Here is a 27000-nt window from a genome sequence, read left to right as displayed (position 1 = left end):
TTTTACACACTGCCAGTGAAGGTCACAACAGATTTTCCCGGAATAGTCAGGACAAATGACTGCTCTCCTGTCTCGGCTGTAACCGTCTCCTGAGAAGCTAAATCAAGTTCAGCACTGGTTACATAAGACTCCATTGTGGTAATTGGTCCTTTCAAGCCCAGTTCCCGAAGGTTTACTTGAATACACTTATCGTGTTCACCATGGTTGACGAAAACGGCTGTAACCGTCTGCTCTTCCTCATGAATGTAAGCAGAACCGAGCAGTCCGCTGTCCGCTTCCTCTCCTAGTCCGTTGAGTTCAACCCGTTTTGCTCCGGGACGGATGAATCGACTGTAGTTGCCGAGCACCCACAGCATTTTCGAGGTCAGAATATTTTGCTCGTCTCCGGCTTCCTCATAATCCGTATAGAGTAGTCCATCCTTATAATCCACCTTGGAGACAGCCGTCCACCACTGCCAGGCGGCGGCATGGGCTTCAACCAGGTCAAAGTGAATCGTTCTTGCGACATGCAGCGCTGGTTCAATGCCTAAATCACGTCCAGGGCCATAATCCCCCAAAATGCAATATTCCGTGACCCAATATTTGCTGTCTTGATCGTAATGGATAAGGTTGTTGTGAAGCAGCTGCCTGAGCTTCACCAGTCGATCATCTCCCGGATTACTGTAGTCGGACCAGTAGGAGTGGGATGCGATTTTATTGCCAATGGCTTCTTTCATCTGAGGATCGCCAATCAGGTCTTTTATGTACTCCCGGTATTTGCCCGTTCCCAGCTGGTTTGCACCACTGGAATAGGTTCCGCTGCCCGCAAACTGACGATAATATTCATCATCCAGCAGTGAAGTAAGCTCCACACCGTCCGGTGCGCTGATTTGCGTGTGCAGTTCACTCTGCTGCAGCTGACGATACAACTCAAGAATGACTTGTTTCAGATCATCGTTATTGTAGCGATTGCCCTCCTGCCAAGCCTGGTTCCAGTCCCAGGTTGGCTCGTTGATTGGACTGATGTAATCAAAAGCCAGCCCTATCTGCTTGAAATGTGCCAATACATCCATAAGATAGGCTGCAAATTTACCTTCATACCCTGCTCTCAGGTTAGTGGAACCGACTTCAAGATCAGGCTGGGCATGACCATTTTTGGTCATCCATACCGGTGGGCTGTTTACAAAGGCGATAAGTGTCTCCACACCCCGATCATAAGCTGCCTTCAGAAACCATTGCTGACCTGACTGCTTGCTCCAGTCATATTCTCCTTCCTCCGACATTTTGAAGGCCTCCGCACGTCTCCACGGGTCAGGAATTCGAGCCTGATCGGTTTCTGCTGAGCCAGCGCCGATGTTGAAACGCCAAGCGGATAATCCGATCCCCTTTTCTCTGGAAAACAAAAGATCAGCTACCCGCGCTTTGTTCTCTTCATTCCAATACTTCCCGAGTGGTTCCATCGACCATGCATCTGAAGCCCCGAAGTTGTCTATACGCTGATAACGTATCCTTCCGTCAATCGTTACCCTCTTATCCAGTACCCCTTGTGTTTCTCGTGTATTACTCTCCATTCCTCTTCCCCTCTTCCTGACCTGTGCAGCCAACTTTCATTGCCAGCAGTACCTCTCGGACGACCGTCTGTATAGACAGGTCGCCCCGAATGGCCTGCAAACTTTCCTACAGCAGCCTCGTGCTTTACCAGCCTCTTCGCTGCCGTTTTGTCTCTCCTGTATCACCGCTTTGGCTCATCGTTATCCTACAAGACCGGAGCGTTCTACACTCTCTACGAAATGTCGCTGAACGAACAGATAAATAATAATGAGTGGCAGTATCGCCATCAGCACACTGGTATTCATCATCATTGACATGAAAAACGGATCTTGCGTGTACGAGGCAGCAGCCTGACCACCGCCTGTCAAATAGGTTGCAATGGTGAACCCGGACGATGACATCATCGACGACATCACCTTGGGTTCATTCAGATACATATTGGTGAAGAATGAATCATTCCACTGCCATACAAACGAAAACAGCATGACGGTAATCATGGATGGGATCGCGTTTGGCAGAATAATTCGGCCGAATGTTCTGAAGTATCCCGCTCCATCTACATACGCTGCCTCTTCAATCTCACGCGGAATACCTCTGAAAAACTGGCGGAAAATGTACACATACAGTCCTGTTTTGACCCCCATACCAAGGGCTGCCGAGATCAGGAACGGCCAGTACGTGTTGATCAGATTGGCAGGACTGCCTCGAAATAGCTCAATCAGCCCCAGCACATCAAAGTTTTTGAAATTCAGGTACAGCGGAATCATAATCGTTTGCGTGGGCACCAGAATGGTAAAGATCACGGCTGCAAACAGCAAACCACTGCCTTTGAACCTGATTCGTGCAAACCCGTACCCTGCAAGCACACAGGTTATCGTCTGCAGCAGCATAACCGCTGAAGATAGCCACAAGGTGTTCATCAGCACGCTTGGGTAATTCATCGCTGTGAAAACCAGCTTGAAGTTCTCCAGCGTAAAGGTTCGCGGAATCCAGATTACCGTTGGATCATACAGATCGGACATGCTTTTGAATGATATGGAGATTTTCAATAAAATGGGATAAAGAATTACAAATGATATGCCAAAAATCAGCACAAACCGGACCAGAATCCATGCCCACTTCTTGATCCCTTCAAACCAGTAGGCCGTGGAACCCAGGCGCTGCAGCCATTCCTTTTTCACAGACGGCTGCCCTGCTACGGTTTCTGTCTTCATGTCAGGCCTCCCTCTCCGTTTTTGTGTAAACAAGTAGTTTCACTTAGATAGCGCGGCTAATTTTGATAGAAGACCTTGCGGGACACCATCGCAGTGGTTACCCACAGAATCAGTGCAATGACGGCAAAATAGATCCAGGACATCGCCGCGCTGAGTCCAAAATTAAAGCTTTTGAAGGCCGTATCCACCACAAGTCGGCTCGTCTGATCACGGATGAAGCTGTCCACAATGGTATAGACCAGATTCGTCAGAATCAGAGGGCTTAGCATTGGAAATGTGATTTTCCAAAAGGCCTCGTATCCCGTTGATCCTTCAATCTTGGCAGCTTCATATAGAGATGGTGAGATCGACTGCAAGCCCGCAAGGAAAATCAGAATCTGAACACCAGACTGGCTGACAATTTCGTAAATCCGGCTTACGGCACCTGTCAAATATTCAACCAGAATCGGACTCATACCAGACTCGAGCAGCATGATCGTCAGATCCAGATTTTTCATAACTGACAGACCGCCGCCCGTCATATCGTTTGCATTACGTACAACGGATTGCATCAGGTCGCCGTTTTCGATGCTTGCAATAATGCCCGAAGCCAGAATAACCGGAAGAAAAAAGATCGCTCTCGCCAGCACCCTTCCATGAAACTTCTGATTCAGAATAACGGCAAAAAACAGGCTGAAAATAATAATCAATGGTGTATTCACCACGATATTCAGTACCGATTCCGTCAACATGCGTACATAAGATTCGTGAGAGAACAGAGCCTCGCGGAAATTGGCCAGACCAATATACTCCAAACTGAAACCTTCATTGGACACCTGCAGATTGCTCAGACTGTAACGGAACGACGAGATCAGCGGCACCATGAACAGAAACAGGAAACCGAGGAACCAGGGCAGGATGAAGTACAGACCGTAATATCTGTTTTTTTGCTCCAAGGATAATTTTTTGATTTTCATTCCGGCGTGTCACCTCCTACCTGGTAGCTCTCTGCTGCCACACTTACACCGTTCACCTTCACAGCAGCAGCATTGTAATTCACAATGACGGTTTTTCCTTTTTCATACGTCGTCTGATAGACACCCTCACTGAGCTTTTCATGTTTAACAATGGTTTGATTCTGCACGTCATGCAGCACCTCGTTTAGCTCAGCATACCGCTCAGCCGATTCCTGAATCCAGCGCCGATAATCGGCAGAATACAACTCATCAAAGCCCGTCAGCTTGATCGCAGACGGATCAGCATGAAACCATGTATAATAAGGCGCTGAGCCCGTTTCAATCGCTCGCAGCATCTGCTTGAGAGAATCCTGATCCTCAGCCATATTCCATGCTTTGCCCGTGTATTGAATGTAGCCGTGATAGACCAGCTGGAAAAAGGGAATTGTCTCATCCGTGATGTTAAAGCCGCTGCTGCTCGTCGGTGCATCCACGATATGTCTGGCATAAGGACTGGCGTACACATTGCCACCTTCCAGTAGTAGAGATGCATTCGAGGACGCCTTCACGTGCTCAAGCTGCTGCACCACAACCTGCTTGGCTTGCTCCCGGTTGATCACGTTAGCCCGATTGTAATCAGAATGAAGCTGATCACCCAGATCGCGCAGCGATATGCCCTTAAGTCCAAGCGGTGCATAGTCCTGCATAAATCCGTTCATAATGCCCGGTACGGAATCGGGACTAAGAACATAGCCCGGTGGAGACTCCTCATCCCGCATAAACGTGGACATGCGATAGGGGAAAACCACCGCCAGTTTGCCCGTAATTTGACGTGACGCATACGATTTCTTGAACGCATCCGCCTCCGGGAACACCTCGAGAAAAGACACATCCGGGTATAACCCGAAGCCATGTTCATCCATATACGTCTGAAGGCTTTGCAAGCCTTTTGTACCCCCCAGCTTTTTGTCAACCTGGATGGACTTCGGCAAATCGTGATGTATTCCTCCGTTGAACCATCCCGAGTATTGCAGCTGAATATCCTTTACTCCAAGGTCCTGCATCTCTTGTACAATATCCTGTGCCTCTTCAAACGTGGTCAGCGGCTCATAGGCATTGTACGGAATACCGAGGAAAAACTTTTTCTTCGGAATGCCACCGATCAGTTCCACATAGAAAGGCAGTTTGGTGTCATCTGCCAGGCGTGTGAGCTTCTTTTGCCCAATCAGATAATCCCGATACTTGGAAGCCATCCCCGAATAACTCGCTTCGTCCGCATTCAGAAATTCATAGACAACGGCCATCTCGTTATGAAAAGGCTCTATCTGAAAGCGCTTGACGGTGCTGGAACGCCAGCCATTCGTAAGCGTAACCTCCTCCAAACTGCTTAGCGTGAAGCTCGGATGCACCGTGTTGTACTGATTCAATCTGCCGCTGATATCCGCCTCAACAGAGGCAACGGCATCTCCTTTATCAATGACAGCGAGGTAGCCTTTATCTCCGTAACTCATACCAAATACGGGCATTCTCGCCTTCTGCTCCTTCTGAATCTGTGTAAGCTGGTTAATCGCATGATCGCTGCCGTACAGAGCCGTACTGTAAGGTGATGCATATGTCTTTTTGTTGTTAAAATAAATCAGAGATCCCGACCCGTCAGGCACCAGACTGTAGCCTTCCTCCTTAGGACCGCTTGCTCCGAAGAACGGCAGCAGGGACAAGGATTGAATTTTCATCGCTTCAGGATACTGGATACCGTTCTCGGGTATGGACACCCTCAAGCGTCCATCTTCGAGTCGATAGTGAACGGGTACCACCACATTGGCGCCCCCGCTTTCTTCCTCACCGTAAGCTGCTTTGTCGATGGCAATCTGCGCCTCATCGTAGCCGATGGAATCAAAAATGCGGGTGACCTTCGACAACCCCACGCCCTTCAGAGAGGAGTCCCGTCTCTCATAACGTTTATTCTGCTCATCGTGACGAAAGCGCTTCTCAATCTCCTTCTGATCCTTCTCCTTCAGCTTTGCGAGAATCAATGTGTTAAAGCGTTCCTCGCTAATATATTTCGGGATCGCTTCAATATCACTTTTGACTTCGCCCAGCGTGTATACGATGTTGAGTCCGTCCTCTACCTTTTCAATCTCGAACTGACCGCTTTGCACGCTATGTGTAAAATTATCGTATTTGAGGGCATTGCCCGTATTATCGTAATACGTCAGCTCAAACTGCACATTCAGTTGGGACTTGTTATACCCTGTAGCGATGGCATCCTGCTCCCGATCCTGTGGATTGGAGAACCACACTACACCGCTCTGCTTATCCTTGACTGCAATTTCTGTCGTCTCCGGCTGTAAATACAGCGTCAGCCCATCCTTCTCAGCAATCGCTTCCATGCCCTCAGGAACAGTCATTTCGGCTTGAGCAGATTTGCTTGCAGCCTTTGCCGCTGGAGTCTTTGCAGCGTCTGAGCTCACAGCTCCATCGGATGAACGATCCTGTGATTTATCCTTGCCTGCGCGATCGGTTTGAACTGCTCCAACGCCAGCAGCCTGAGTATCCGCCGTCTGTTGCTCTGTAACCGCCGGTGTTTCGCCCTCTGCATAATTCACACTTTGAGTAATTAATAGACTGCTAACGAGCATGACTGCTACTACAGCGCTACGTTTTCTTTTCATCTCCGGCACCTCCTTCCTCTCCTATTCGCGCAGCGTGATCTCTTGATAGAGGGTATAGCCAAAACTGATGATCTGCTGGATCAAGCTGAAGAAAAGCAAGCCCAAGAAGATGACAACACCCATTACAACCAGAGTAAGCAGCATCGTGGTAATCGTTTTCATAACCGAATATTGATGCACTGTCTTGGTGCCGATAAACAGCAGCCATACAAACCAGACCATACCGAACGAATCCAGCAAGTAATAAAAGGAGGATTCACGCAGTGTAATGACATTACTCAGCACAATATTGGGAATGTTGACCAGAATCAGTGGAAGCATTGCATATCCGGTCGCAATCACAATATCTTTGAATTTGCCCTCCCCATCCATCAGCGTGGTCAATGACCAATTGGCGATACACCAGAGCAGAAAAGGGAGCACGATATACTTGAACTCGTTGATGCTGTTTAGCGACAGCGGATAGTTGTCATTCACGACATACCCTGCGTACTGGCGTTTTACAATCATCGTTACCGTGACTGCAAGCAGTACCAGAAGTGCCACACGCAGCCTGCCTTTATTTTCATATTTCAGATCCCAATATCCGTCAAAAGGGCGTACAGCTACATGCAGAGAATACTTGAGCTCCTTAATTAGCGACATCTCCGATCCTCCTCTCATTTCTTACTCTGGCGATGCGGCGCCATGCAATCACTGCAATCAGCAATCCGATTGCTACGGTCATATACATGCCAAAATATTCCCGCATATATTCTCTGCGATATTTCGCCAGTGCCTTGGAATAATATTCACGATCATTGCCAAGCTTCAGATACGTCATCGCTTCCTTGTATTTCCCTTCGCGCAGCATCGACTTGCCGATGCCGACATAGGCCATTTCATAGTTGGCATCCAGACGTAATACTTCCTCCCACAGCTTCGCGGCTTCCGAATGTTTTCCCGAACTGTATAGTCGATTGGCTTCATTCACCAGGCTTCCGAAGGTGGTCGCCTTGAATTCGGTAATCCGGCCCAGATCACGATCCAGCACATAGATGGCATCACCGTAGCTTTCCACCGCCACCGGATTTTTGAACGTACCGACCTGATTGCCAAGCTGACCAATAACATACAGCAAATTGCCGTCTTCGTTATACGTGAACACACGTCCTCGCGTGGAATCCAGCGCGCGGTAAACTCCGTTACTGGACACCTTGATATCAATGAAAGAGGAACGATTTATACTCAGGTCCCCAACGGGTGCAAACTCACCATTGACCCTGAGCACGTCGATACCGGAAGGATTTAATCTTTTGACCGCAGATGCCGTGTTTTTGTCCGCTGTTGTTGTGTAGATAAAACCTCCATCATCTACATCCGCATTGTTGAATTCCAGCGGAATGAAACGAATCATTTTCTCCCGCTGCTCCTTGGTGGACACCGTTTTCCAGAACAGATCAACCGGGTCAAACTGCACTCGGTTCGTGCCCATGAAGCCGGTAAAACGTCCGTCACTATCAAACTCAATCAAGCCTTCATAGACACCGCGACCAACCACATAGATGCGCCCCGCTTTGTCCACAATGACTTTTCGCGGGAAATATTCAAACGAATCGCTGAGCACATCCGACTCTGGTGCACCGATGGCACGCACAAACGTACCGTCCTGATTCAGTTCAACAATTCGTTTGTTTTCGGTATCCGCTACGTAAATTTGGCCCGCCTCCGTAACGAAAAGCCCCTCTGGATTCAGAAAGCCGTCCTGTTTGCCTCCATGCTCGAACTGTTGAATCACACGTACCGTTTCCCATTTGTCGTTTAACACAACAATTCGTGCATTCCCTGAATCCAGAACGTAGAGCAAGCCATCCTTCGCAGCATATAAATCCAGTGGTGATTGCCATGTTCCTGTTCCTGCCTCATCCCCTGTGATGACTCTGGAGGGAAGAAATGCAATTGGTGATTTAACTGCATCCCCCCAGTAGTTGTAGGTATATCCCTCATACGGTGCCGCATGAGCCTGGTTATGTCCGAGTCCGGCAATCAGCAGGGAAGCTGCCAGTACGATCAGCCATGATTTCACTCTCATCTCTAACACCCTCTCCCTTAATCCTTCATGCCGGATGATGCCATCGTTTGAATGACATTGCTTTGCGATAATACAAACGTGACGATTGGCACTGTCATCATAATGACAGCTACAGCCGCTCCTACCCCTGCACGAGCAATTCCGCCTTGTACAATCTGTCCCATAGCATAGTGCATCGTTTTGAGCTGCTCGCTGTAGATGAAGCTTCCACCGTCTGTTCCCCATAACATCTGCATCATCAGAATGAGCAGGGTCAGCCAGGCCGGTTTGACGAGTGGCATCACCACCTGAAAGAAAATACGATATTCGCTCGCACCATCCATTTTTGCCGCCTCAAGCAGCGCATCGGGAATCTGCTCCATAAACTGCTTCATCAGATACAAGCCGAGCGGATACGCAAACGCCGGGATAATGATCGCTTGATACGAGTCGAGCCAGCCGAGAGTTGACATGATCATGTAATTCGGGATGGCTGTTACATGCGGCGAGAACATCAGCGACAGCACGATAATTGTGAACAATACTTTATGACCGCGAAACTTGTGTTTCGCCAGCGGATACGCTGCCGCCGAGGCCAGAATAATATGACCAAATGTTCCTGCCGCTGTAATGAACACCGTGTTAAAAATGTATCTTGAGAAGGGAACCCATGAATTTTTCATAACCTGAAGCAGGTCGGAGAAATTTTCGAACGTTGGATTCCTTACAAACAGCGTTGGCGGGAAAATGAACAGCTCATCCAGCGGTTTGAACGCATTGTTGATGACATAGATGAGCGGCACCGCCATAAATGCGCCGAATCCGCCAAGCAGCAGGAACAGCAGAATGTCGACCTGCCAGGATCGGTTGATTTTTCGTTTCATACGCAGGGCTATCTTCATCTGCTATTCCCCCACTCTCTTCAGAAGCTTTTGAACGAGCAGGTTCGAGCCCAGCATCAGACCAAACAGCACCGTGGCAATGGCCGATGCATAACCCATCTCGAAGCGGATCGTTCCGTAATCCATCAAGTGTGTAACAATCGTATGTGCCCCATACTGCACACTTGGGAAACCTGCCAATGCAGTTGCCACTTCAGCAACCGCCAGTGACGCCGTAATCTGAATCACTGCCCCAAACATCAGCTGAGGACGCATCGAAGGCAGCGTAATATACCACAGCTCCTGCCAGCGATTCTGAACCCCGTCAATCGCCCCTGCTTCATATAGCGTGCGATCCACCGTTTGCAGACCGGCGATAAATGCCAGGAAGCTCGTTCCCAGACTGAGCCATAACTGTACAAGCATGATGATGGCAAGCATATATTTCGGGTCCTGAAGCCACAGGATCGGCTCATAAAGAATGCCTGTTTTCATCAGAAAACCGTTCATAATGCCGTAGGAATCCCCGGAGAAAATAATCTGCCAAATAAAAAACACGTTGCCCGAGATCGAAGGCGCAAAAAAGATCAGGGTCATAAATGCTCTTACCTTCGGATTCAGCTCATTGATGAGCCACGCAAAGACAAAGCAGGCGATGTAGCTGATTGGGCCGGTAACGACCGAGAAAATAATTGTATTTTTGAGACCAATCAAGAACACATCATCATTCCAGAGCAGCTTGGAATAATTCTCCCAGCCGACCCATTGCGGAAACTCCAGCATGTTGAAGTTCGTAAAACTGAAAAAGATCGAGATGATGACTGGAAATACAGTGAATAGCAAAAATAACAGCATATATGGGGATAAAAGAATGTATAGATGTTTATCCCGCTTCATGTCTCTGACAAAGAGTTCCCATCTCCCCGGCATGCCGGCAGGCGTGCGCTTGGGCTGAGAACCGGCTTTGGTCACAAGGTTTGCCTTTTGCAAAAGAGTCCCTCCCTAGCGCATTCCGTCCAATTTAAACTCTTTTCGTTTCTGCTGAATTTCGTAGTTGATTTCCTGCACATAATCGTATAAAGCATCGGTAGAGTTCGTACCGTTGTTGACGACCTCACGCAGTGCGTTATCCAGATGACGGCCCGTGAAGTAACCTCCGGGAACCTCGGGTACCCCTTGTACCCACTCCCACTGTTCTTCCAGACTGCGATAATCGCGGATCGGCCAAGGCAGCTCCTGCAATGCTTCAATATTGGCTGTCGGGTAACGCGCAGCAGCACCCATCAGACCTTCCATCTCCCGTCCGAATCGAACCTGGGCATCCTTGCTGACCCACCACTTCATGAACTCCCATGCCGCATCCTTATGCTTTGACTGCTTGAGCATAACGGTCGCAGTTCCACCGCTCGCAACGTCACGTTTGATGCTTCCATCCTGCTGTTTGAGGCCTGGCACCGGGTTAAACTCCCACAGCCCTTTAATCTCTGGCGCGGATACGGACAAGTAGTTATAGAAGGTGTAATCCATAATGCCTACAGGCATTTCACCTGTTCTGAAGCGCATCGGGAAATCAAAGGTGAGCGGAAGCTTGTAACTGGTATAAAAATTCGTCCACTCTTTGAACGCTTCCAGTCCCGTTTCGGTATCCATGCCACTTCTCGCACCATTGTCTAAGTAAAATGAACCACCCATCTGATACAGCAGCATCGCATACGCACGGTTGACTTCCAGTACAGGTACACCTGTTGTCTGTGCGAGCGGCAGCGCCATCTCCATATTGTGCTTCTGCAGCACCGGGATCATCGCATACACGTCATCCCAAGTTTGCGGCGGCTCCAGCTCAAGCTGCTCCAGAATATCTTTCCGATAAAATAACATGTTGAAGATCTGCTGCTCCGGCAGCGCAAATACCTGATCCTCGAACTTATACGGAACCATCGCACTATCCCTGAATTGTTTAATCAGTTCGTTGTATCCAGGATATGTGGACAAATCCTCTGCTGCGTGCCGCATTCCGAAGTTGACCGGCACATCGTTGCCAACCTGCATGGCTACATCCGGCCCTTCTCCTGCCAGAGAGGCGCGAAGCAGCACGTCTGCATTAACCAGCTTGAGATTAACGCTGATGCCTGTCAGCGGTGTAAATGTATCATCAATCATTGCCTTCAATACCTGTGCCTGGTCGCGGCCTGTACCAATCCAGACGGTAACGGACTTGTCTTCATCCGCTGTGCTGCCAATCGTGTCATAATCTTCGAAGAAAGAATGAAAGAAGGACGACACCTCGTGTCCGGCCTTGCTGAACACTGAATCATTCGCTTTCGGAAGCTTCTCATCAGGTGAGGCCAGCAGCAGATAGTCAATTTCGAGCGGCTGCTCACGTACTTCCAGAAGCCAGGAGCCAACACTTCCGACGTTGATTTTGAACTGGGACAGTCGTTTCTGAACGGTTTCCGGTTTATTCGCCAGATCAGCCAGCTGATAGGCGGTTTTATTCAAGATCGCTGTTTTGTCGCTTTTCTCCCCTGTCAAACGAATTAACTCTTCAGAGACTGCGTTCAGAATATCACTCTGCTCTCGAAACACGTCCACCATATCAGGAATCTGTTTATCTAATTGATAATCACGATACGGGTCTGGTACATTGCCCGTGATCATCAGAATTTTTCGATACATCGCATTGATCTCGAGCACGCTGGCTTCGACCTGACGGATCAGCGGTGCGATTGAACCCAGACTCACCTCAAGCTGCAGTTCATGTTTGCCCTTCGTCAAATAAAACAAATACGGCTCTTCTTCATTGCCAAGCACATTCATCTGCCAATCAGCGTCATAAAAGAACGGGATCTGCATCATTTCCTGGAAAGGAACCTGATCATCAATCTGCAGTGATCGCGTTGAATAGATGCCTCTCAGCAATTCCTGTCTGCCCTTGATCGCAATCTTGTATAAGCCATCCTCAGGTACTTCCATCTCCCACGCAATCCATTGTCCCGGCACTCGCCAGTTGTTTCCACCAATCGTGTTCATTCTGATCTTGGAAACATCGTACGGCTCCGTCGATGTGCTGGAGCGATCGGTAATGGGATACAGTGTCGGTGAAGACTTGTATGCAGCCTGTTCTCCTTGCACCTTAATCAAATGTCCGTTTGTTGCCTGGTATCCCTTTGTCTTATACTCCTGCTTGAGCTCCGCATAGGATGGCGGAGCCTCGTAATGATACAGCTTGATGGTATCAATAACCACGGGCTCGCGCGTCGAGACAAGCTTGATGGAATGTTTCCCGGCTGAAAAATAAAACTGGTACGGCTCTTCATAATAGCCTTCTTTATCTCTCAGGATCGACTCCTGCCACATTGGCGCCTCTACTTGGCGCGGGCGCAGGTCATTGCCTCTGTTATCCTGTTCGATTTCGGATTTTTCATTGACCCATACCCGGTGGAAGCTCATGTTACGTGCACTGCTGAACGGTAGCTTCCCATCAATCCACAATTCCCGTTCAATGGCAGAGCTTTTCCCTTGAATCGGGTAATAACGTAATGACATATGATACATTCCTGACTCAGGAACATTAACTTCCCACTCTACCGAACCACTTTCCTCTGTTTTGATGAACTCGCCTACCTCGCCGCCGAGCTCCTTGATCGTCTGTGGGTTCATTCCTTCGGCAGCTGTGTATTCAGCTCCACGGATGACAATCTCCCTCGAGGGCCGCTTCTCGTTCTGGAACTGCTTCAGATAAGTATCATAGCTATCCTCAGCAGCAGATTGAGATATCGGCATGACACGACTCGGATCTGATGATCGACTTCCGGTCTTGGCATTGCCACTCGCATCGGAACTGGATATCGCATACACCACGACGAGCATTAGTGCGACGACGATAATCGTCACTCGGGATAATGTGAATTTCACCCAATGCCCTCCCTTTAGCTGACTTTCGTAAAAATAATGAGATGCGGCCAGCATGAGCGTTGTCCCCGGCTAACTTCGCTCGAGAACAGACATGAGGCCGCGCTATTACTGTTTAGCTACCTTGCCTTATTTTTTCTTGTCCTGCTCTCCGCTTAGCACTTTCTTCACGGCCGCCTGCGCTTTAGTGATAACTTGGGCAACACCTGTTGAAGGTGTAATCTCGCCTTTAACAAACTTTTCGGTTACGCTATCCAGCTGATCCTTGATCCCCAGACCGCCGAAGCGTCCGCCAAACAAGCGCTGTACTTTGCCATCATCGTTCATTGCATTGGCAATCGAGGTTTCATCCGGCAATATATTTTCAAGTGACAGTCTGCGATTATCCTGCCAGTTATCAAAGTCCTGCAGGTCTTCCCAGATTTTAACGATGGCATCTGCATCCTTCACACCTTTTGGAATGACATAAGCTGCTGTCTGACCAAAGGGTTCATAATATGACTTCGCTTGCGGACCTTTGGGCATATAAATATAACCCCACTCATCCTTGAGCTTATCCAGAATTCGTCCTTCAATCTCCCACAGCCCGCCTGGATACATCGCAATCGTGCCTTCTCCGAAATATTTGGCTGGATCTTCCCAGTCGTTACCTCCATTGGCTTTGATTACTTTATGCTCGGTGTACAAGCTATGCAGGAAATTAAGCGCTTCCATTGCTTCGGGCGAGTTAAATGTAACTTTGCCTGTCTGCTCGTCATATAACTTGCCACCATTGCTCGCGATCAGCATCTCGGACAGCACGTAATGTGCTCCAGCCAGGCCGTATTGATCCATTTTACCGTCGCCGTTGCGATCCACCGTTAACTTTTTGGCCGCATCCAGCATCGTATTCCAGTTCCAGTTATCCTCATCCATCAATTGCTGCGGGTCTTTCAAGCCAGCTTCCTTAAAGATGCGTTTGTTATAGAACATGCCGCTTTCATTGGGTGTATACCAGCTCTCCAGTCCATATACCTTGTCACCACCAAAGCGCATCGAATCTATAACATCCTTCTCGACCCGAGTGTCCTTGAGATAATCATCCAGCGGTGTAAGGAATCCGCCATGCATTAGCCCCCAGATGAATCCGTCGGGAATACGCACAATTTCTGCAAAAGGCTCGTTAGCCAGCACAGAGGAGGACAGCTTTTCAGAGGTAGACCAGTATTCTGTATTCAGATATTTGATCTTCACGTTATATTTTTCTTCCACCATTTTGATCCGCTCGCGTGCAAGCTCATCCGACTCCGAATCGCCTTTTGGTGTGGCATCCCACCAGTGAGAGATTCGAATAACACGGCCGTTCAAGTTCGGAGCTGGCTCTGCCTCCTCCACCTTTTCTTCCTTTGCTGGCGTTGTGCTCGTCTCGACTTCAGCTGGCTTAGCAACCGGCTCGGCTGGCTTCTCACTTGTACCTGTGCATGCAGACAAAAGAGTAATTAATGCGGCAAACAAAACAAACAACATGATTTTGCTGGTCATCATTTTTTTCAACATGGGCTGCCTCCCTCAAATAAATGATCTGTCCTTGTTATGCATACTGCTCTACTTTTGATACCCACCGTTACCGTTTGAAGCTCCATAGCCGATTCTAGTTGCATTTTACTTACGCCTTATTTGCTCTTCTCTCCCTTCAACACCTTCTGGATGCCAGCTTGAGCAGGGCCGATAATCTGTGCAACGCCGGTAGATGGCGTCACTTCACCTTTCACAAACTTCCCAGTTACACTGCCGAGAGCCTCCTTGACACCCAATCCCCCGGCACGCGCACCATACACACGTTCAACCGCTCCATTGTCGTTCATGGCGTTTGCTATGGAAGTCTCATCAGGTAGAATGTTCTCCAGCCACAGACGATGATTTTCCTGCCAGTTATCGAAGTCCTGAAGCTCCTCCCAGATTTTCACAATGATGTCTGCATCCTTAACGCCTTTGGGTATGACAAAACTCTCTGTACTATTTACCGTATCCAGGTAGGTAGAAGCTTTGGGCCCTTTAGGCATGTAAACATAACCCCAGTCATCCTTTAACTTGTCAAGAATGCGGCCTTCCACTTCCCATAATCCGCCGGGGTACATCGCAATGTTGCCTTCCGAGAAATATTTGGACGGGTCCTCCCAGTCATTACCTGCGTTAGCCTTTACGACTTTATGATCGTTGTACAGGCTATAGAGGAAGTTAAGCGCTTCCAAAGATTCAGGTGAGTCAAACGCTGCCTTCTGCGTTGCTTCATCGTACATCTTGCCGCCGTTGCTTCCGATGAGCATCTCGTGCAGCACATAATACGCACCCGACAGACCATACTGATCCATCTTGCCATCTCCATTTTTGTCCACGGTCAGCTTCTTGGCCGCATCCAGCATCGTATCCCAGTTCCAATGATCCTCATCCATCAATTGCTGCGGGTCTTTCAAGCCAGCTTCCTTAAAGAGACGCTTGTTGAAAAACATGCCGCTGTCATTCGGGGTATACCACCCTGTCAAACCATATACTTTGTCACTGCCAAACCGCATGGATTCAACAACATCCGGCTGGATCTTCGTATCCTTCAAATATTCATCCAGTGGTGTCAGGAATCCGCCTTGCATCAGCCCCCAGATATTTCCGTCTGGTACACGCACAATCTCAGCGAAAGGCTCGTTCGCCATGACAGATGAAGATATTTTCTCCGACGTTGCCCCATAGTCTGTATTCAGATAAGAGATTTTGACGTTATATTTCTTCTCTACATTTTTGATTCGTTCACGGGCACGTTCATCTGCCTCGGAGTCTCCTTTGGGGGCCGCATCCCACCAATTGGATATACGAACAGCTCTGCCCTTGAGATCGACGGCTGGCTCCTGCTTCTCTTCAGCAGGCTCTGCTGCCGGTTCCTTCTTCTCTTCAGCCGGTGCCTTATTAACGGCTTCAGGCTGTGCCCCTCCACCGCTGCAGCCAGCGATTACGGTGACAAGTAAAGTGAACATCACAAGCAAGGTAAATCGTTTCTTACTCATAAACTTCATCTTACGCACGCTCCCCCTAAGTTAGATAAAGATGAATCGGGAACCTGAAAACCAGCAATCACACCTCCAATAGAAAGCGCTTACCAATTTGGTCAGTGATAATGAAATGGATTTCATGAAACCCATTTCATTATAGTATTGCGAAAAGCCTTGGGTCAATACTATTTATGTTATTATTTAGAATATTTTGATTATTGCGGTTTCATTCCTCACTTTTTAAAGATATTGAAACATTTGAATGGGATAAAAATAATATAACCCTATGCGATAAAAATGAATTTTATAACATAAGGTTATATTTAAATTTTAGATGGAGCGATGTCTTATTTTATTTAAAAGCATCGTGGGGCAAAAAGGCATGTACGCCCTTCACACCATTCACAATCTGGGTAATACGCAGGTCCACTACCGCGCTTCCCAGCGCAATGGCCTCCACACGCTGCAAGCCGTACAGCTCCCCCATCAGGTTTAACATACCATCCAACGCTTGAACCGTTGCCTCATTCAGATCTTCATGAAATCCGAAAGTAATCCAGCCAGATGGCGTATACGCACGAGGATTATTCAGCGGCATATCGTCGATGACATTCACTGTGATATCAACAAGCTCCATCGGACATTCTATCGCCTGACAGCTGACTTCCCCGTCACCTTGACGTGCGTGCCCATCACCGACAGCAAGATAACCACCATCTACGGGAATAGGCAAGTACAACTTACTTCCCTGCACCAGTTCCTTACAGTCTATATTGCCTCCGCAGAACCGTGGCGGCCACGTCGTATGAATTCCTCCTGATTCCGGCGGCATACCCACGATCCCCAGAAATGGACTTAATGATACCGTATAAACTCTTCCCTGCACTTCACAGGAACCGCTCATCGTTTGTCGATCAAGTGTCCAGTTCAGGGACAGTTCTTCCACCTGTGTTAGATGTAGCTTTTGGTTCTGCCAGTTCGGATACCCGCCGGCGGAAGTAAACCCGTAACTCCCTGGTACGATTTCATTGAAAATAATCTCGAGCGTTTTTCCCTGCTTTGCTTCTTCAATGTAAATCGGGCCGATTAGGGCATGACCTCCATCCTTTTCACCTTGCCGTTCAAAAGGCTTCAACCGTTCCGCATAACTCACACCCGTTCCCCAGCCCGCATCCAGCGTCTGAAAACGGATGGAGTCACCTGACTTTATGCTTAACACGGGATTTACCTCATTCGTAAAAGAACCGATCAGATTCTCCTGGCGTAACGTTATCGCATGCATACTCATAACAATGCCTCCCTAGCTGATTAGGATAAATATAGCTCGACGTATGCCACTCCATTAGCTGTATTCTAGGTACCGATCTCCTATCTGCTATTCCCTAGGGACTTCAATCTTCAAGACTGGCAAGATACCTTATTAACGGTTCCATATGATGCTGATCATGCCATATAAAATCTTTGAGGTATTGTGGAATATAAAATACGTTACCTTCTGCATCCAAGTACGTCTGCTGAAGCTGTTCCTCGGATAATCCACGAATATCGTTCATGATTTTATGACGGTATGTGATGGCTTTATCTACGATTTCCGCTGTTTCTGTACGGTTACCATACTCCACTGCTTTGCGATTAAATAGATCAAAATCGAGATGTTTCAGTGTAATGGGCTGATTCAGCGCGATCTTCTCAATGGCTTCCTTGTAAAAATATCGATCCCACAACATGATATGACTTACGATTGATTTTATCGTCCACTTCCCTTCTTCCAAGCTGGAATTCCAGATCTTCTCTTCAAGATGAGTCAACGTTCTGACAAAGAGCGTCCATTCTTCAAATGCTTGAAGCAAATGTTCCATTTCCTTGGTCATTGTACTTCCCCCTTCTCTTTTTTGAAGATGAGTTACTATTCTATATGTCTATGTTATCCATTAAATTAATGAGCATGGTTGTACATAGTAACTTCCCGCTGCTACGGCTGCTTGGCATGATTAAAACGATGTATCCCGAAGTCCTGGAAATCAGACTTTAACACCGCATCTCTCAGAGGATACAGATTGGTTGTTAATCGCAGCTCAACCCCTCTGGCAATAAGCCTATCCATCAAATGATCTATTCTCTCTATGCAACTTGGTGTAATCACTTGATCGGAGATATAATATCCCGCAGTCTCATCAAAAAGCCGGAAAGAAATCTCCGGAAAGTGATAGCGATGCAACGTCTGATTCACGATCCTCGAATACCACTCGCTCTCAACCGTTACAATGATATCTGCATCCGTATACTTAAAGAATAGATCCTGATGCTCATCGCTGATCTCTACGTTCCTTCTAAGCACAATTCGAGGGCAGTCTCTCGGAAAATAATAGCTGTATTCATGCTGCTCATCAATCGCCCAGACAACCGCCGGAACATCAGGCTGATTCTGCTTGGCTCTCGGTACAAAAACGTCGATGTGTGCTTCTTCACTAAAGTGATAGAGCATTAGATACACCTCTGTTCACATGTAATTAAATCTCTACCAAAGTGTGCAGCCCTGCTCGCCCGCTGAATAGTCAAGAAGCTGGAACATCATGCTCACTACGCCCCAGCTTCTTTCTTTGTTGCATAACTTCGATTCACGCCATAAATGAACCATTATTCACTTTTAAACAGTGTGTTGATAATCATCTCGGCACATGCTTCAGGCGTATGCAGACTCGTATCTACCGAGTACGTATACTGAATGTCGGAAGCCATGATACGATGCTGCTCCTCGGATTGATTTTCCCAGCGATCACCACGCTCAAGATTACGCTGACGGCAGATATCGAGAGGACAATATAGCTCGACAATATCCAGTGGATACCCTTCAAACATCGTTTTAACTTGTTCATAATGCGGTGCAAGCTCTGGTCTTTCCACCAGAATACCGTCAATCAGCACATGCTTGCCATGATCCGAAAATACTTTTGCTGTGTGATACATCATGATGATGGCCTCACTCAGATACTTCCAGTAATCGGTCTGGAGATGCTTGTCTCCTATCGTATTCTCAAATAAATCATTCGCCACCACATAGAAAAAAGGTTCATCATAGGACTGCATAGCCTCTACAATCGACGTTTTCCCAGAGCTCGTTACCCCATTCAGAAAAATAATTCTGCCTTTATGCATTATGTTATCTTCCTTTGCTAAAGTATGATTAGATAAATATTTTACAGTGTGTACTGATACACGCATTCCAGTTCTAACCCAGTGAGGATCGTTTACGACAAAGATTGGTCAGCTGCCGTACAAGCCATTGCTTAATGTCTGAACATGTTGTTGTGATGTTGCCGACTTACCGACCCCTGCAGGCCCGAAGATAATATATGGTGTTATTCATATTAGCTCACCTTCTATCTGTACATCTGGGTATACCACATCTGAAACCCTAGTTCCTCGTAAAATGTCGCTGTGTCTTTCTATCTTGGATTGGATGATCCACCCAAAGCCAGCTCACTCTTATTCCGCTTAAAGCTTATTTTCTAAAAGTTCAACTCACAATCGTGGTGCTCCCACACATCAAATAGATTGCCATCCAGATCCTCTAACACAAAAAACTTTCCGTATTTCCCCTCATCACTAATGCTACCAACCTTTACATGTTCAGATGTTAGGTATTGATGTAATCCTGTAATGTCATCGGTATAAAAGGTAATAACCCATCTCTTTTGCTGACTTACCTGGAATGTCGCTCTCGTTTCATTGTCGCTCTGGATCAAGTCCAGTATCGGTCGTTCCCCCCTGAACAAGCTCAAATATCCATCGCGTTGGTGGCGAACGTTAAATCCAAAATGCCTGACAAACCAGGCAGCCGATACTTCAATGTCTTTCACAGGAATGACATTATAAGCAATGCCTAAGATTTTTCCATTTCTCATAAAACAACCTCCGCCACTTCATCGTTCAAAACCTACCATCCCTGTGCCGCTTTGAAAGATTTAATCTGAGCGATATGATGCTTCCCATGCCAAACAAATCGTTGTTGTAGAGCAATATCCAATGAGATCAGTTAATGCTCTTTTGAATCTTATGTAAGCGTTCATATCATTGTCTGCAAGGTGATGCACCATTTGTGTGATTGTCCAACCACCTGTGCGATAAGGGGTATGCAGCTGCTCATCATGAAGATGCTGTGTAACTTCTCTTAAAGCTTTCGTGATGCCGGGAATTTGATCTATGAAGCCTCTTCGAAGCTCATCGGTGAATTCAAGATAAGGAACAAAATGTCCGATCGGAAAACGAAAATGATCATCCATGGTTGAACACCTCACCATTTCTCTACTAGAGAACCAAGTCATATCCAATATAACCCACAATGTTCCATTTGCGAAGTGCAAAATCAGAAAAGAAGCAACCTTGTTCTATGGCTGCTTCTTCTTCAATCAATCCGTCTGAGTTCACCACGCATCATTCAGCACAAGCTCTCCCGTTGTATCCCGAATATGAGCTGGGCCTATAATGAGTGTATAGATATTCCCTTGCACTCCCAAGTCGATTTTTTCTTATATGCATCCTATCAATCACTCATTAGAAATCCAGTTACTCGATTGGAGTACATGGATGTCAGCTGTTCTCCCATATACGATGCAGTATATTTAAAGTCGGATCTAATCCAGTATTTAATTATCCCAATAATAGAATGAATATAGTAGCTGATGATAAGATCATTGTCACCATCCGTTTCATGGGGACTGGATTCTCTTACAAACACAACTTCTTTTTCCTTTAACAACGAATAAAACATCATTTCAAATCTTTCATACAGACTGTGCTTCAAATCTAGTAGATCGAGCGCAGCATACAAGCTCTTATGCTCTTCAATATGTTCAAATATACATTTGGTTGAAGGCAGAATCCCTTCTGCTTTAATACGCTTCGTGCCTATTGGTGTTAATTCCTTGAGCTTTGTAGCTATTTCATCAATCGCATCCGCAAACAAGGCTGTTGTTAGATCATACTTATCATTGAAATGAGTATAAAATGTTCCCCTATTAAGGTTGGCCCTGTCTGTAATATCTAATATTGTAATATTTTCAATAGAACCCTTCAGGATAATAAGGTCAATGAAGGAGGACTTTAGTTCACGAATCGTCTGTTGCTTTCTGTTCATCTGTCTTGGAGAGAGTTTCAACAAAACCGCTCCCATCTGTTTGATTTGTCACTTCTAATTTAACATAATTATTGCTTTTGTTGAAACTCCAACACAACTAGACATATTGATTATTGAGATTCCGTGTCATTCTTTCTATTCTATACATGTAAGTGAAATCAGTAATACAGAGGTAAGCCTATACTGCAGATGAGAGGACGAAATTATTTATGACGAACAACATTAGCTATGCAGGAAAAACTGTAGTTGTCACAGGAGCTGCATCAGGTATGGGTCAAGAAACAGCCAAATTGCTCATTGAGCTTGGCGCTGAGGTATATGCTTTAGATTTAAAAGAACCTTCTTACCCGGTAAAAGCATTCGTTGAGGTCAATCTCAGCCAAAGAGAGTCCATTGATACCGCTATCTCTAAACTTCCAGAGAGCATTGATTCCATATTCGCTTGTGCTGGTGTCGCTGGTAAAGGCATGACACCGCTTAGTGTAGCAACAATTAATTTTGTTGGCCATCGCCATTTAATTGAGAACCTCATTCCAAGAATTTCTGAAAACGGATCCATTGGCTTTATTGCTTCAATTGGTGGTATGGGTTGGTTCGCTAACCTTCCTAAACTACTTGAATTTTTATCCACGCCTGATTTTGATGCGGCTGTACAATATTTGTCGGAGAACCAAGAAGATCCTTCTGTTTTGGGTGGAAGTGTGGAAGGGAACAACCGTGGTTATACCTTCTCCAAAGAAGCAACCATCGTATACGTCAAACAGAAGTCCTGGGAACTGTCTGCTAAAAAAATCAGAATTAACTCTGTAAGCCCTGGAGCAACAGCACCCCCTATGCTTTCTCAGTTTGGAATCACCGAAAATGACGGCGCAAAAAATGTCTCTTTGATTGGCGTACCATCTGAACCTTTAGACCAAGCGAGAGCTTTAATCTATATCAACAGTGATGAGGCTCGTTACATCAGTGGTACGGACTTGGTCGTAGATTACGGATTCTCTGGTGGCATTCTGACTGGACAAGGAAATTTCCACGAATAAACAAGAAGCGGCTAACCATGCCGCTTTTTTTGTGTTTTACTTTTATACTGATCCCACTCCTTATCCAGCACAAGTTCTTGATACATCTCATGATTATCCGGATTACCCATGTGGATTCCTCATCCTCATCCCCGCCATACAGCGCCAGCCGCTATATGGAAAATCTAGGCCTCGTTCTTCCTTATACTGACCATAAATACACGAAAAAGCAGTCCGTTGAACTGCTTCGTGTCATCATTTCAAATCCATATCCCTTATTACTGTAATTATTCACAAGCAAAAATCACAAATGAACCCGGATGTATTCTCTTTTTCATACCAGATAAAACCGAATTTATGTAAATTATGATTGCTTATGACGTACAACATGAATTTCTGTCATCTTTATAATTTTATCATTTCTTACGTCGACGCGACAGAGAAAGTCCACCAAAACCACTAATTACAGCGATGTAAAAACCTAAATCATACCACCATCCGATGTTATTGATTTCATAAATCCGAATATTGTCCTTGAAGATACCGATAATCAGAGATATAGGTGCGATCCAGCCATGCCAAATTCCCCAGAAAAAACCGGCAAGATGCTCCTCATTATTAGCTCCATCTCCAGGCACGCACCCCGTTAAAGAAAATACTAAAACAAGGAGAAGTAACGCTAGTAAAAAATATTTCTTTTTCATGTTTACCACTGTCCTTTCGTTTATGATCAACCCATACCAAAGTAATTCTGTCATAATCTGATAAAATCCTTCTGAAAATCAATAAATCCAGAGTTTTATCCAGTATCCTTTAAACGTTAACTCTATTTCACGAACCTCCGAAGGGGTTATATGCTGAAGTCCCTCCGAAATCTATCCGCAGACCAAGGCTTCAAAACTACCATCGTACAGATCCGTTAGGACAGTCCATGACGCAGATAGGATAGTGCGGACGTGTTGCTTGATTAGCTTCACGCCTATACTTCTGCCGACTAAGATTTCCTCGAGTCCAAATTCGGGAATGTAATGTTAGGAGAAGTCCAGGTATAGTACTTAGAGGTTATACTTTATAGTTTCATTTGGCTTTACAGATATATAAACTTCTTCGATTGTTGACTCTGGAGTTAATATTATTTCTTTGTTCGTTTCTTGAGTCAGCTCTTTCATGAAATCCAGTAAGATATCTGCTCCATCACCGAGTTGCTTAACTTGAGAAGCTTCGTCAGGCTCCCCTAATATATGCACTACTGTCTTTTCATCATCTCTCAGTTGAACTAGGGATTGTTTATATTTGATTGAATAATATTTATCTTCTTTAATATTTCCTAATTCAGGAGTTGAAACTGGCGGATCAGTGAATACAGCCTCTTCTATAGAATCTGATTCTGAATTTGCAATTGTCGTTGGGGGTTCGATCGAAGGATATGTAGCAGCAATTAGGTTCTGTCGCATACCGTTCCTGTATTCACGACCCGACACATGTCAGGTGTCCGGCCAATGCCGGACCAAGGGCCTATGCCCGTAGCGTGAGTATCATGTTATGTTATGTTATGTTATGTTATGTTATGTTATGTTATGTTCAGCCCTTCTTCGAGTGCTTATTTCAAATCATCTCTTGGCCCGTATCTCAAGGTCTTTCCAGTCCAATCACTCACCTCTCTCCATTTCACTTTCTTGGAGCAAATCCAGTTTATGTTAGAGAATTTATAGGGTTCATCTGGATTCCATTCACTATCATTGGCCCAGTAAAACAAACCATCCCTATGAAAAAAAGTCGCTCCGTAGATAATCGAATCGTAATTCTCCGGACTCGGATTAACAAATAATTGAACCAATTCATCAAATATAAATTCAATCGCTGTTGGATCTGTGTTTTGTCTTTGAAGGAATAGTCTAACTCTATGATCACGGTTTGCTGATACCGACATCGAAAGATCCTCATTAACATAATGATCTGTCCACATATAAAGCTCCTTAATACATGAGTCGTGAAACCCACCAAACAATCTCATTAATTTATCAATATCGTTTTGATTATTTATTTCTTCCCATCGTTTTTTTGTCATTTATTCATCTCACTTCGATGTTGTTTTAAAATGTGTTGCTGAATGTCACATAACGTTTCTTGTATTCACGACCCAGCATATGCTGGGTATCCGACGAATGCCGAACCAAGGGCGTATGCCCGCAGCGTGAGTATTATGTTAGACGGAGTACACTGTAGGCTCAGATACTAAGAGCCTCCCTCATAAATTGATTCGGGAATTTTTTTAGCTTTACTAATGGAGTGCCGTTGTTTATTTTATTTAATTCGATGATATTCATTTCTTGTATTGGTAAATAATCTTCAATCATGAATTCAGTCATTTTAACCATATCTGTCATTGATCCAAGGACGCTTCTATCATACGTTTTGATGAACTTCATACTGTTCGCATTACTAGTGTAATTGTTAATTAAGGGTTCAGAGATTCCGTCCGCCTTTAAGTTTTCTATAAGTGCATTGAGGAATATCTCTTTAAAATTCTTATAGTGCTCCTTCCTTATTCCAAACAAAATAAAGCAATACCTTGTCTTATTATTCATAATAATTAAGTTATTCTTTTTAGCCATTCGAAATACATTGGCATGCCATTTGTAGAGTTCATCCTCTAATTCATTGTCTTGTTCCTCGATAAAAGCACTAGAATCAAATAACTTTTTAGTACATGAGATTGTTATCATATATATATATATCCTTTCACAGTCTATTTCTGCTTAGTGATCTTTTCCCCTATAAGCTTATCTAACTTAGTCTCAACATCAATTATTTGTTCCCATAATACCATTTCATTGTTCTGTATGTATATGTGATGTTTTTGGACTAATAATTTTCTAATGAGTACTCATATTCATCTTCAATGGGCTCTCAATACATATGAAGATGTCTTTTGAAATTTCGCCCTTGCTTCACTTGCGGTTGGATCCCGACCGGCCGCGACGCGGTTAGGTGGTGCAAAGTTATTTGCTAATTTCGCTTCCCCGATAATCCTCTTGCACACCAAGAGCCTTCAGGCCCACAGCGTAAATACGGCGTTAGGTAATGTCCCTGCCATCTTCGATAAGCTAAACATATTTATTCAGTTCTTGCAGCTCCATAAGTATTAATTATTGCACTTTTGTAATCTTCCCAACTAAAATAAAAAGGCCCGATATCAATCGATTTATTATCTGGTTCTAGTTTAAAATCTCTCCATATTATTAGATCTTCTTCTCTCTCTATAAATACGGATATAAAACCACATTCTTCATCTCCGCACCAAGGACAAACTAGTATTGGATATCTATAAAATAAGTAAGCATGCAATTGATTTAATAAGAAGTAGTCAATCATTTGTTTTTGATGCTCTTCACTACCCCAACCTAGTGACGGGACCCTATCATACTTTTTAAGCATTTGATAAAGAGATCTGCCGTCAATTATCAAATCAACAAATTTAGTATTCTTATTTCCTTCTTGTTCGCGATCATGGTCATCATATCGACAAGAAGGTACTGTTTGTAAGTAGTTTATGTGTTTCATTAGTTCCTCCAAGTTCTTGCAGGGATTTCCTCTAACGTTTTCGTGTTAACGACGTCCTGGCACCCTAAACTGCTCGTCGTACGGCTAGTTCGATCGACTGGCGGCAACCGCAGTTGGGTGGTAAGATGTATCGCCTGAATCCACTTCTCTGACTTATCTCCTGGCGACCGAGGTGGATTGTCTGCCGATGCGTGAACACATTGCTATATGATGGTTATATCTTCCTCGACTACGCTAACTTAGAAAATCGATCTTTTATTAAATCATTAATTGATTTGTGTTTGACTTTACTTGTATATAGTATTGTAAGATTCTGACCATCATTAAAATAAATAAAGTAATTTTCCTTGTCACTTCTGATAGCTAGTTCCCCAATCTTCCTCAGCAAATTAAAGTCAATCCAATCATCTTCAAAATGTATTTCCCATTCATATTTCTGATCATCTAAAATAAACGATACTTTAGCATCTTCATTATCAAAATCTACATGGCTTTTTACCTGTTGTATTTGCAATTTACCACGGGTTAAACTTACGAGTTCATTAATGATTGAAGAATAAATCTCTTCGTTCTCAACGCATTCGGTATCAAAGCTCCAAACATCCTTCGACAACCTAACTTCATTATCATTTTCATCAACAAGATCTGAACCGATCATCGAAAGTAAGAGAGAATAGAAATCGTCTTCGTAAGTTTCTCGATCAAAATGATGCAACAACTCTTTAACAACACCATCATCATCAGTTGTGAAAGATATACCAATATCTTTGAGTGCCTCTATTTGGTTTTCTAGTGAAATCTTTGTTTCTTTCGATTTCTTACGAAAAAAGTTAAACATCCTTGATTCCCCCTTAATATTAGAGCGTCCCTTTCATCTAACGTTGTTGTATTCATGAACACCAAAGGGGTTGTCTGCCGAATACCCTCTTCGAAATGCATCCAGCAGACCAAGGCTCCAGTGGAGCCGCTGCTTAAATATTATGTTAGCCGGAGTTATTGTCTTCTTCGAGTTAGCTACTCAAAGCTTTATCATCCCTTCTTTCCATAGAGCAAGAACGACATCCATTTG

The 27000-nt window shown here is 45.3% G+C and carries 24 protein-coding genes and 1 pseudogene; 1 reads left to right on the top strand and 24 read right to left on the bottom strand.

The annotated features are described in order from the left end of the window. Window positions 1–2: 2 nt before the first annotated feature. From DFQ00_RS07785 to DFQ00_RS07700, 18 genes and pseudogenes are all read right to left on the bottom strand, one after another. A complete protein-coding gene (locus tag DFQ00_RS07785) occupies window positions 3–1550 on the bottom strand; it encodes a glycoside hydrolase (protein WP_110895926.1) in 1548 nt (515 codons plus the stop codon). 180 nt (window positions 1551–1730) lie between these two features. Further along, the gene (locus DFQ00_RS07780) at window positions 1731–2744 is read right to left on the bottom strand and encodes a carbohydrate ABC transporter permease (RefSeq protein WP_110895925.1); all 1014 of its coding nucleotides are present in this window, start codon (window positions 2742–2744) and stop codon (window positions 1731–1733) included. A gap of 56 nt (window positions 2745–2800) precedes the next feature. Further along, the gene (locus tag DFQ00_RS07775; protein WP_110895924.1) at window positions 2801–3700 is read right to left on the bottom strand and encodes a carbohydrate ABC transporter permease; all 900 of its coding nucleotides are present in this window, start codon (window positions 3698–3700) and stop codon (window positions 2801–2803) included. After that, window positions 3697–6351, bottom strand: coding sequence for a DUF5696 domain-containing protein (locus tag DFQ00_RS07770; RefSeq protein ID WP_110895923.1), 2655 nt, complete (start codon window positions 6349–6351; stop codon window positions 3697–3699). Before DFQ00_RS07770 ends, DFQ00_RS07775 begins: the two co-directional genes overlap by 4 nt. Window positions 6352–6372: 21 nt before the next feature. Then, complete coding sequence (locus tag DFQ00_RS07765) at window positions 6373–6996, bottom strand: Yip1 family protein (RefSeq protein ID WP_110895922.1); 624 nt, start codon at window positions 6994–6996, stop codon at window positions 6373–6375. Further along, a complete protein-coding gene (locus DFQ00_RS07760; protein ID WP_110895921.1) occupies window positions 6983–8422 on the bottom strand; it encodes a gluconolactonase in 1440 nt (479 codons plus the stop codon). Before DFQ00_RS07760 ends, DFQ00_RS07765 begins: the two co-directional genes overlap by 14 nt. 17 nt (window positions 8423–8439) lie before the next feature. Beyond that, a complete protein-coding gene (locus tag DFQ00_RS07755) occupies window positions 8440–9285 on the bottom strand; it encodes a carbohydrate ABC transporter permease (protein ID WP_244213732.1) in 846 nt (281 codons plus the stop codon). A gap of 21 nt (window positions 9286–9306) precedes the next feature. Then, window positions 9307–10212 (bottom strand): carbohydrate ABC transporter permease, encoded by a 906-nt coding sequence (locus DFQ00_RS07750; RefSeq protein WP_110896201.1) that lies wholly within the window; start codon window positions 10210–10212, stop codon window positions 9307–9309. A 72-nt stretch (window positions 10213–10284) separates the two neighbouring features. Continuing rightward, entirely contained in the window at window positions 10285–13152 is a 2868-nt protein-coding gene (locus DFQ00_RS07745) for an extracellular solute-binding protein (RefSeq protein ID WP_425271013.1), read from the bottom strand. 171 nt (window positions 13153–13323) lie between these two features. After that, window positions 13324–14730, bottom strand: a complete 1407-nt coding sequence (locus DFQ00_RS07740) for an ABC transporter substrate-binding protein (RefSeq protein ID WP_110895918.1) — start codon at window positions 14728–14730, stop codon at window positions 13324–13326. 116 nt (window positions 14731–14846) lie between these two features. Then, window positions 14847–16238 (bottom strand): extracellular solute-binding protein, encoded by a 1392-nt coding sequence (locus tag DFQ00_RS07735; protein ID WP_110895917.1) that lies wholly within the window; start codon window positions 16236–16238, stop codon window positions 14847–14849. 328 nt (window positions 16239–16566) lie between these two features. Continuing rightward, window positions 16567–17502 (bottom strand): acetamidase/formamidase family protein, encoded by a 936-nt coding sequence (locus DFQ00_RS07730; protein ID WP_110895916.1) that lies wholly within the window; start codon window positions 17500–17502, stop codon window positions 16567–16569. Window positions 17503–17605: 103 nt separating this feature from the next. Further along, on the bottom strand, window positions 17606–18085 hold the full coding sequence (locus DFQ00_RS07725; protein WP_110895915.1) for a DinB family protein: 480 nt from the start codon (window positions 18083–18085) through the stop codon (window positions 17606–17608). Window positions 18086–18186: 101 nt separating this feature from the next. After that, window positions 18187–18699 carry a DUF6886 family protein gene (locus tag DFQ00_RS07720; protein WP_110895914.1) on the bottom strand — a complete coding sequence of 171 codons (513 nt, stop codon included), beginning with the start codon at window positions 18697–18699 and terminating at the stop codon, window positions 18187–18189. Between the two features lie 152 nt (window positions 18700–18851). Continuing rightward, the gene (locus DFQ00_RS07715) at window positions 18852–19370 is read right to left on the bottom strand and encodes a phosphotransferase-like protein (protein WP_110895913.1); all 519 of its coding nucleotides are present in this window, start codon (window positions 19368–19370) and stop codon (window positions 18852–18854) included. Between the two features lie 353 nt (window positions 19371–19723). Next, complete coding sequence (locus DFQ00_RS07710; protein ID WP_110895912.1) at window positions 19724–20119, bottom strand: VOC family protein; 396 nt, start codon at window positions 20117–20119, stop codon at window positions 19724–19726. Window positions 20120–20245: 126 nt separating this feature from the next. Then, a pseudogene (locus DFQ00_RS07705) lies at window positions 20246–20497 on the bottom strand (DinB family protein); the annotation flags it as partial. Window positions 20498–20757: 260 nt separating this feature from the next. Further along, a complete protein-coding gene (locus tag DFQ00_RS07700) occupies window positions 20758–21351 on the bottom strand; it encodes a TetR/AcrR family transcriptional regulator (RefSeq protein ID WP_174812291.1) in 594 nt (197 codons plus the stop codon). A 209-nt stretch (window positions 21352–21560) separates the two neighbouring features. On the opposite strand from DFQ00_RS07700, the gene DFQ00_RS07695 reads away from it, so the two are divergent. Further along, window positions 21561–22388: an SDR family oxidoreductase gene (locus DFQ00_RS07695; RefSeq protein WP_110895910.1), complete on the top strand. Its 828-nt coding sequence runs from the start codon at window positions 21561–21563 to the stop codon at window positions 22386–22388. Between the two features lie 395 nt (window positions 22389–22783). On the opposite strand, the gene DFQ00_RS07690 is transcribed toward DFQ00_RS07695, so the two are convergent. The 6 genes from DFQ00_RS07690 to DFQ00_RS07665 form a co-directional block, all read right to left on the bottom strand. Next, entirely contained in the window at window positions 22784–23071 is a 288-nt protein-coding gene (locus DFQ00_RS07690) for a hypothetical protein (RefSeq protein ID WP_110896200.1), read from the bottom strand. 351 nt (window positions 23072–23422) lie between these two features. Next, the gene (locus tag DFQ00_RS07685) at window positions 23423–23848 is read right to left on the bottom strand and encodes a hypothetical protein (protein ID WP_146236135.1); all 426 of its coding nucleotides are present in this window, start codon (window positions 23846–23848) and stop codon (window positions 23423–23425) included. 119 nt (window positions 23849–23967) lie between these two features. After that, a complete protein-coding gene (locus tag DFQ00_RS07680) occupies window positions 23968–24435 on the bottom strand; it encodes a hypothetical protein (RefSeq protein WP_110895908.1) in 468 nt (155 codons plus the stop codon). A gap of 160 nt (window positions 24436–24595) precedes the next feature. Continuing rightward, window positions 24596–25093, bottom strand: coding sequence for a DUF6933 domain-containing protein (locus DFQ00_RS07675; protein ID WP_110895907.1), 498 nt, complete (start codon window positions 25091–25093; stop codon window positions 24596–24598). A 391-nt stretch (window positions 25094–25484) separates the two neighbouring features. Beyond that, complete coding sequence (locus DFQ00_RS07670) at window positions 25485–25931, bottom strand: oxidoreductase (protein WP_110895906.1); 447 nt, start codon at window positions 25929–25931, stop codon at window positions 25485–25487. 229 nt (window positions 25932–26160) lie between these two features. Then, the gene (locus DFQ00_RS07665; RefSeq protein ID WP_110895905.1) at window positions 26161–26769 is read right to left on the bottom strand and encodes a hypothetical protein; all 609 of its coding nucleotides are present in this window, start codon (window positions 26767–26769) and stop codon (window positions 26161–26163) included. Window positions 26770–27000: the final 231 nt, after the last annotated feature.

This window comes from Paenibacillus barcinonensis (assembly GCF_003217495.1).
In the GTDB taxonomy this organism is placed as follows: Bacteria; Bacillota; Bacilli; order Paenibacillales; family Paenibacillaceae; genus Paenibacillus; species Paenibacillus barcinonensis.
This window is presented reverse-complemented; position numbering and strand designations above follow the sequence as displayed.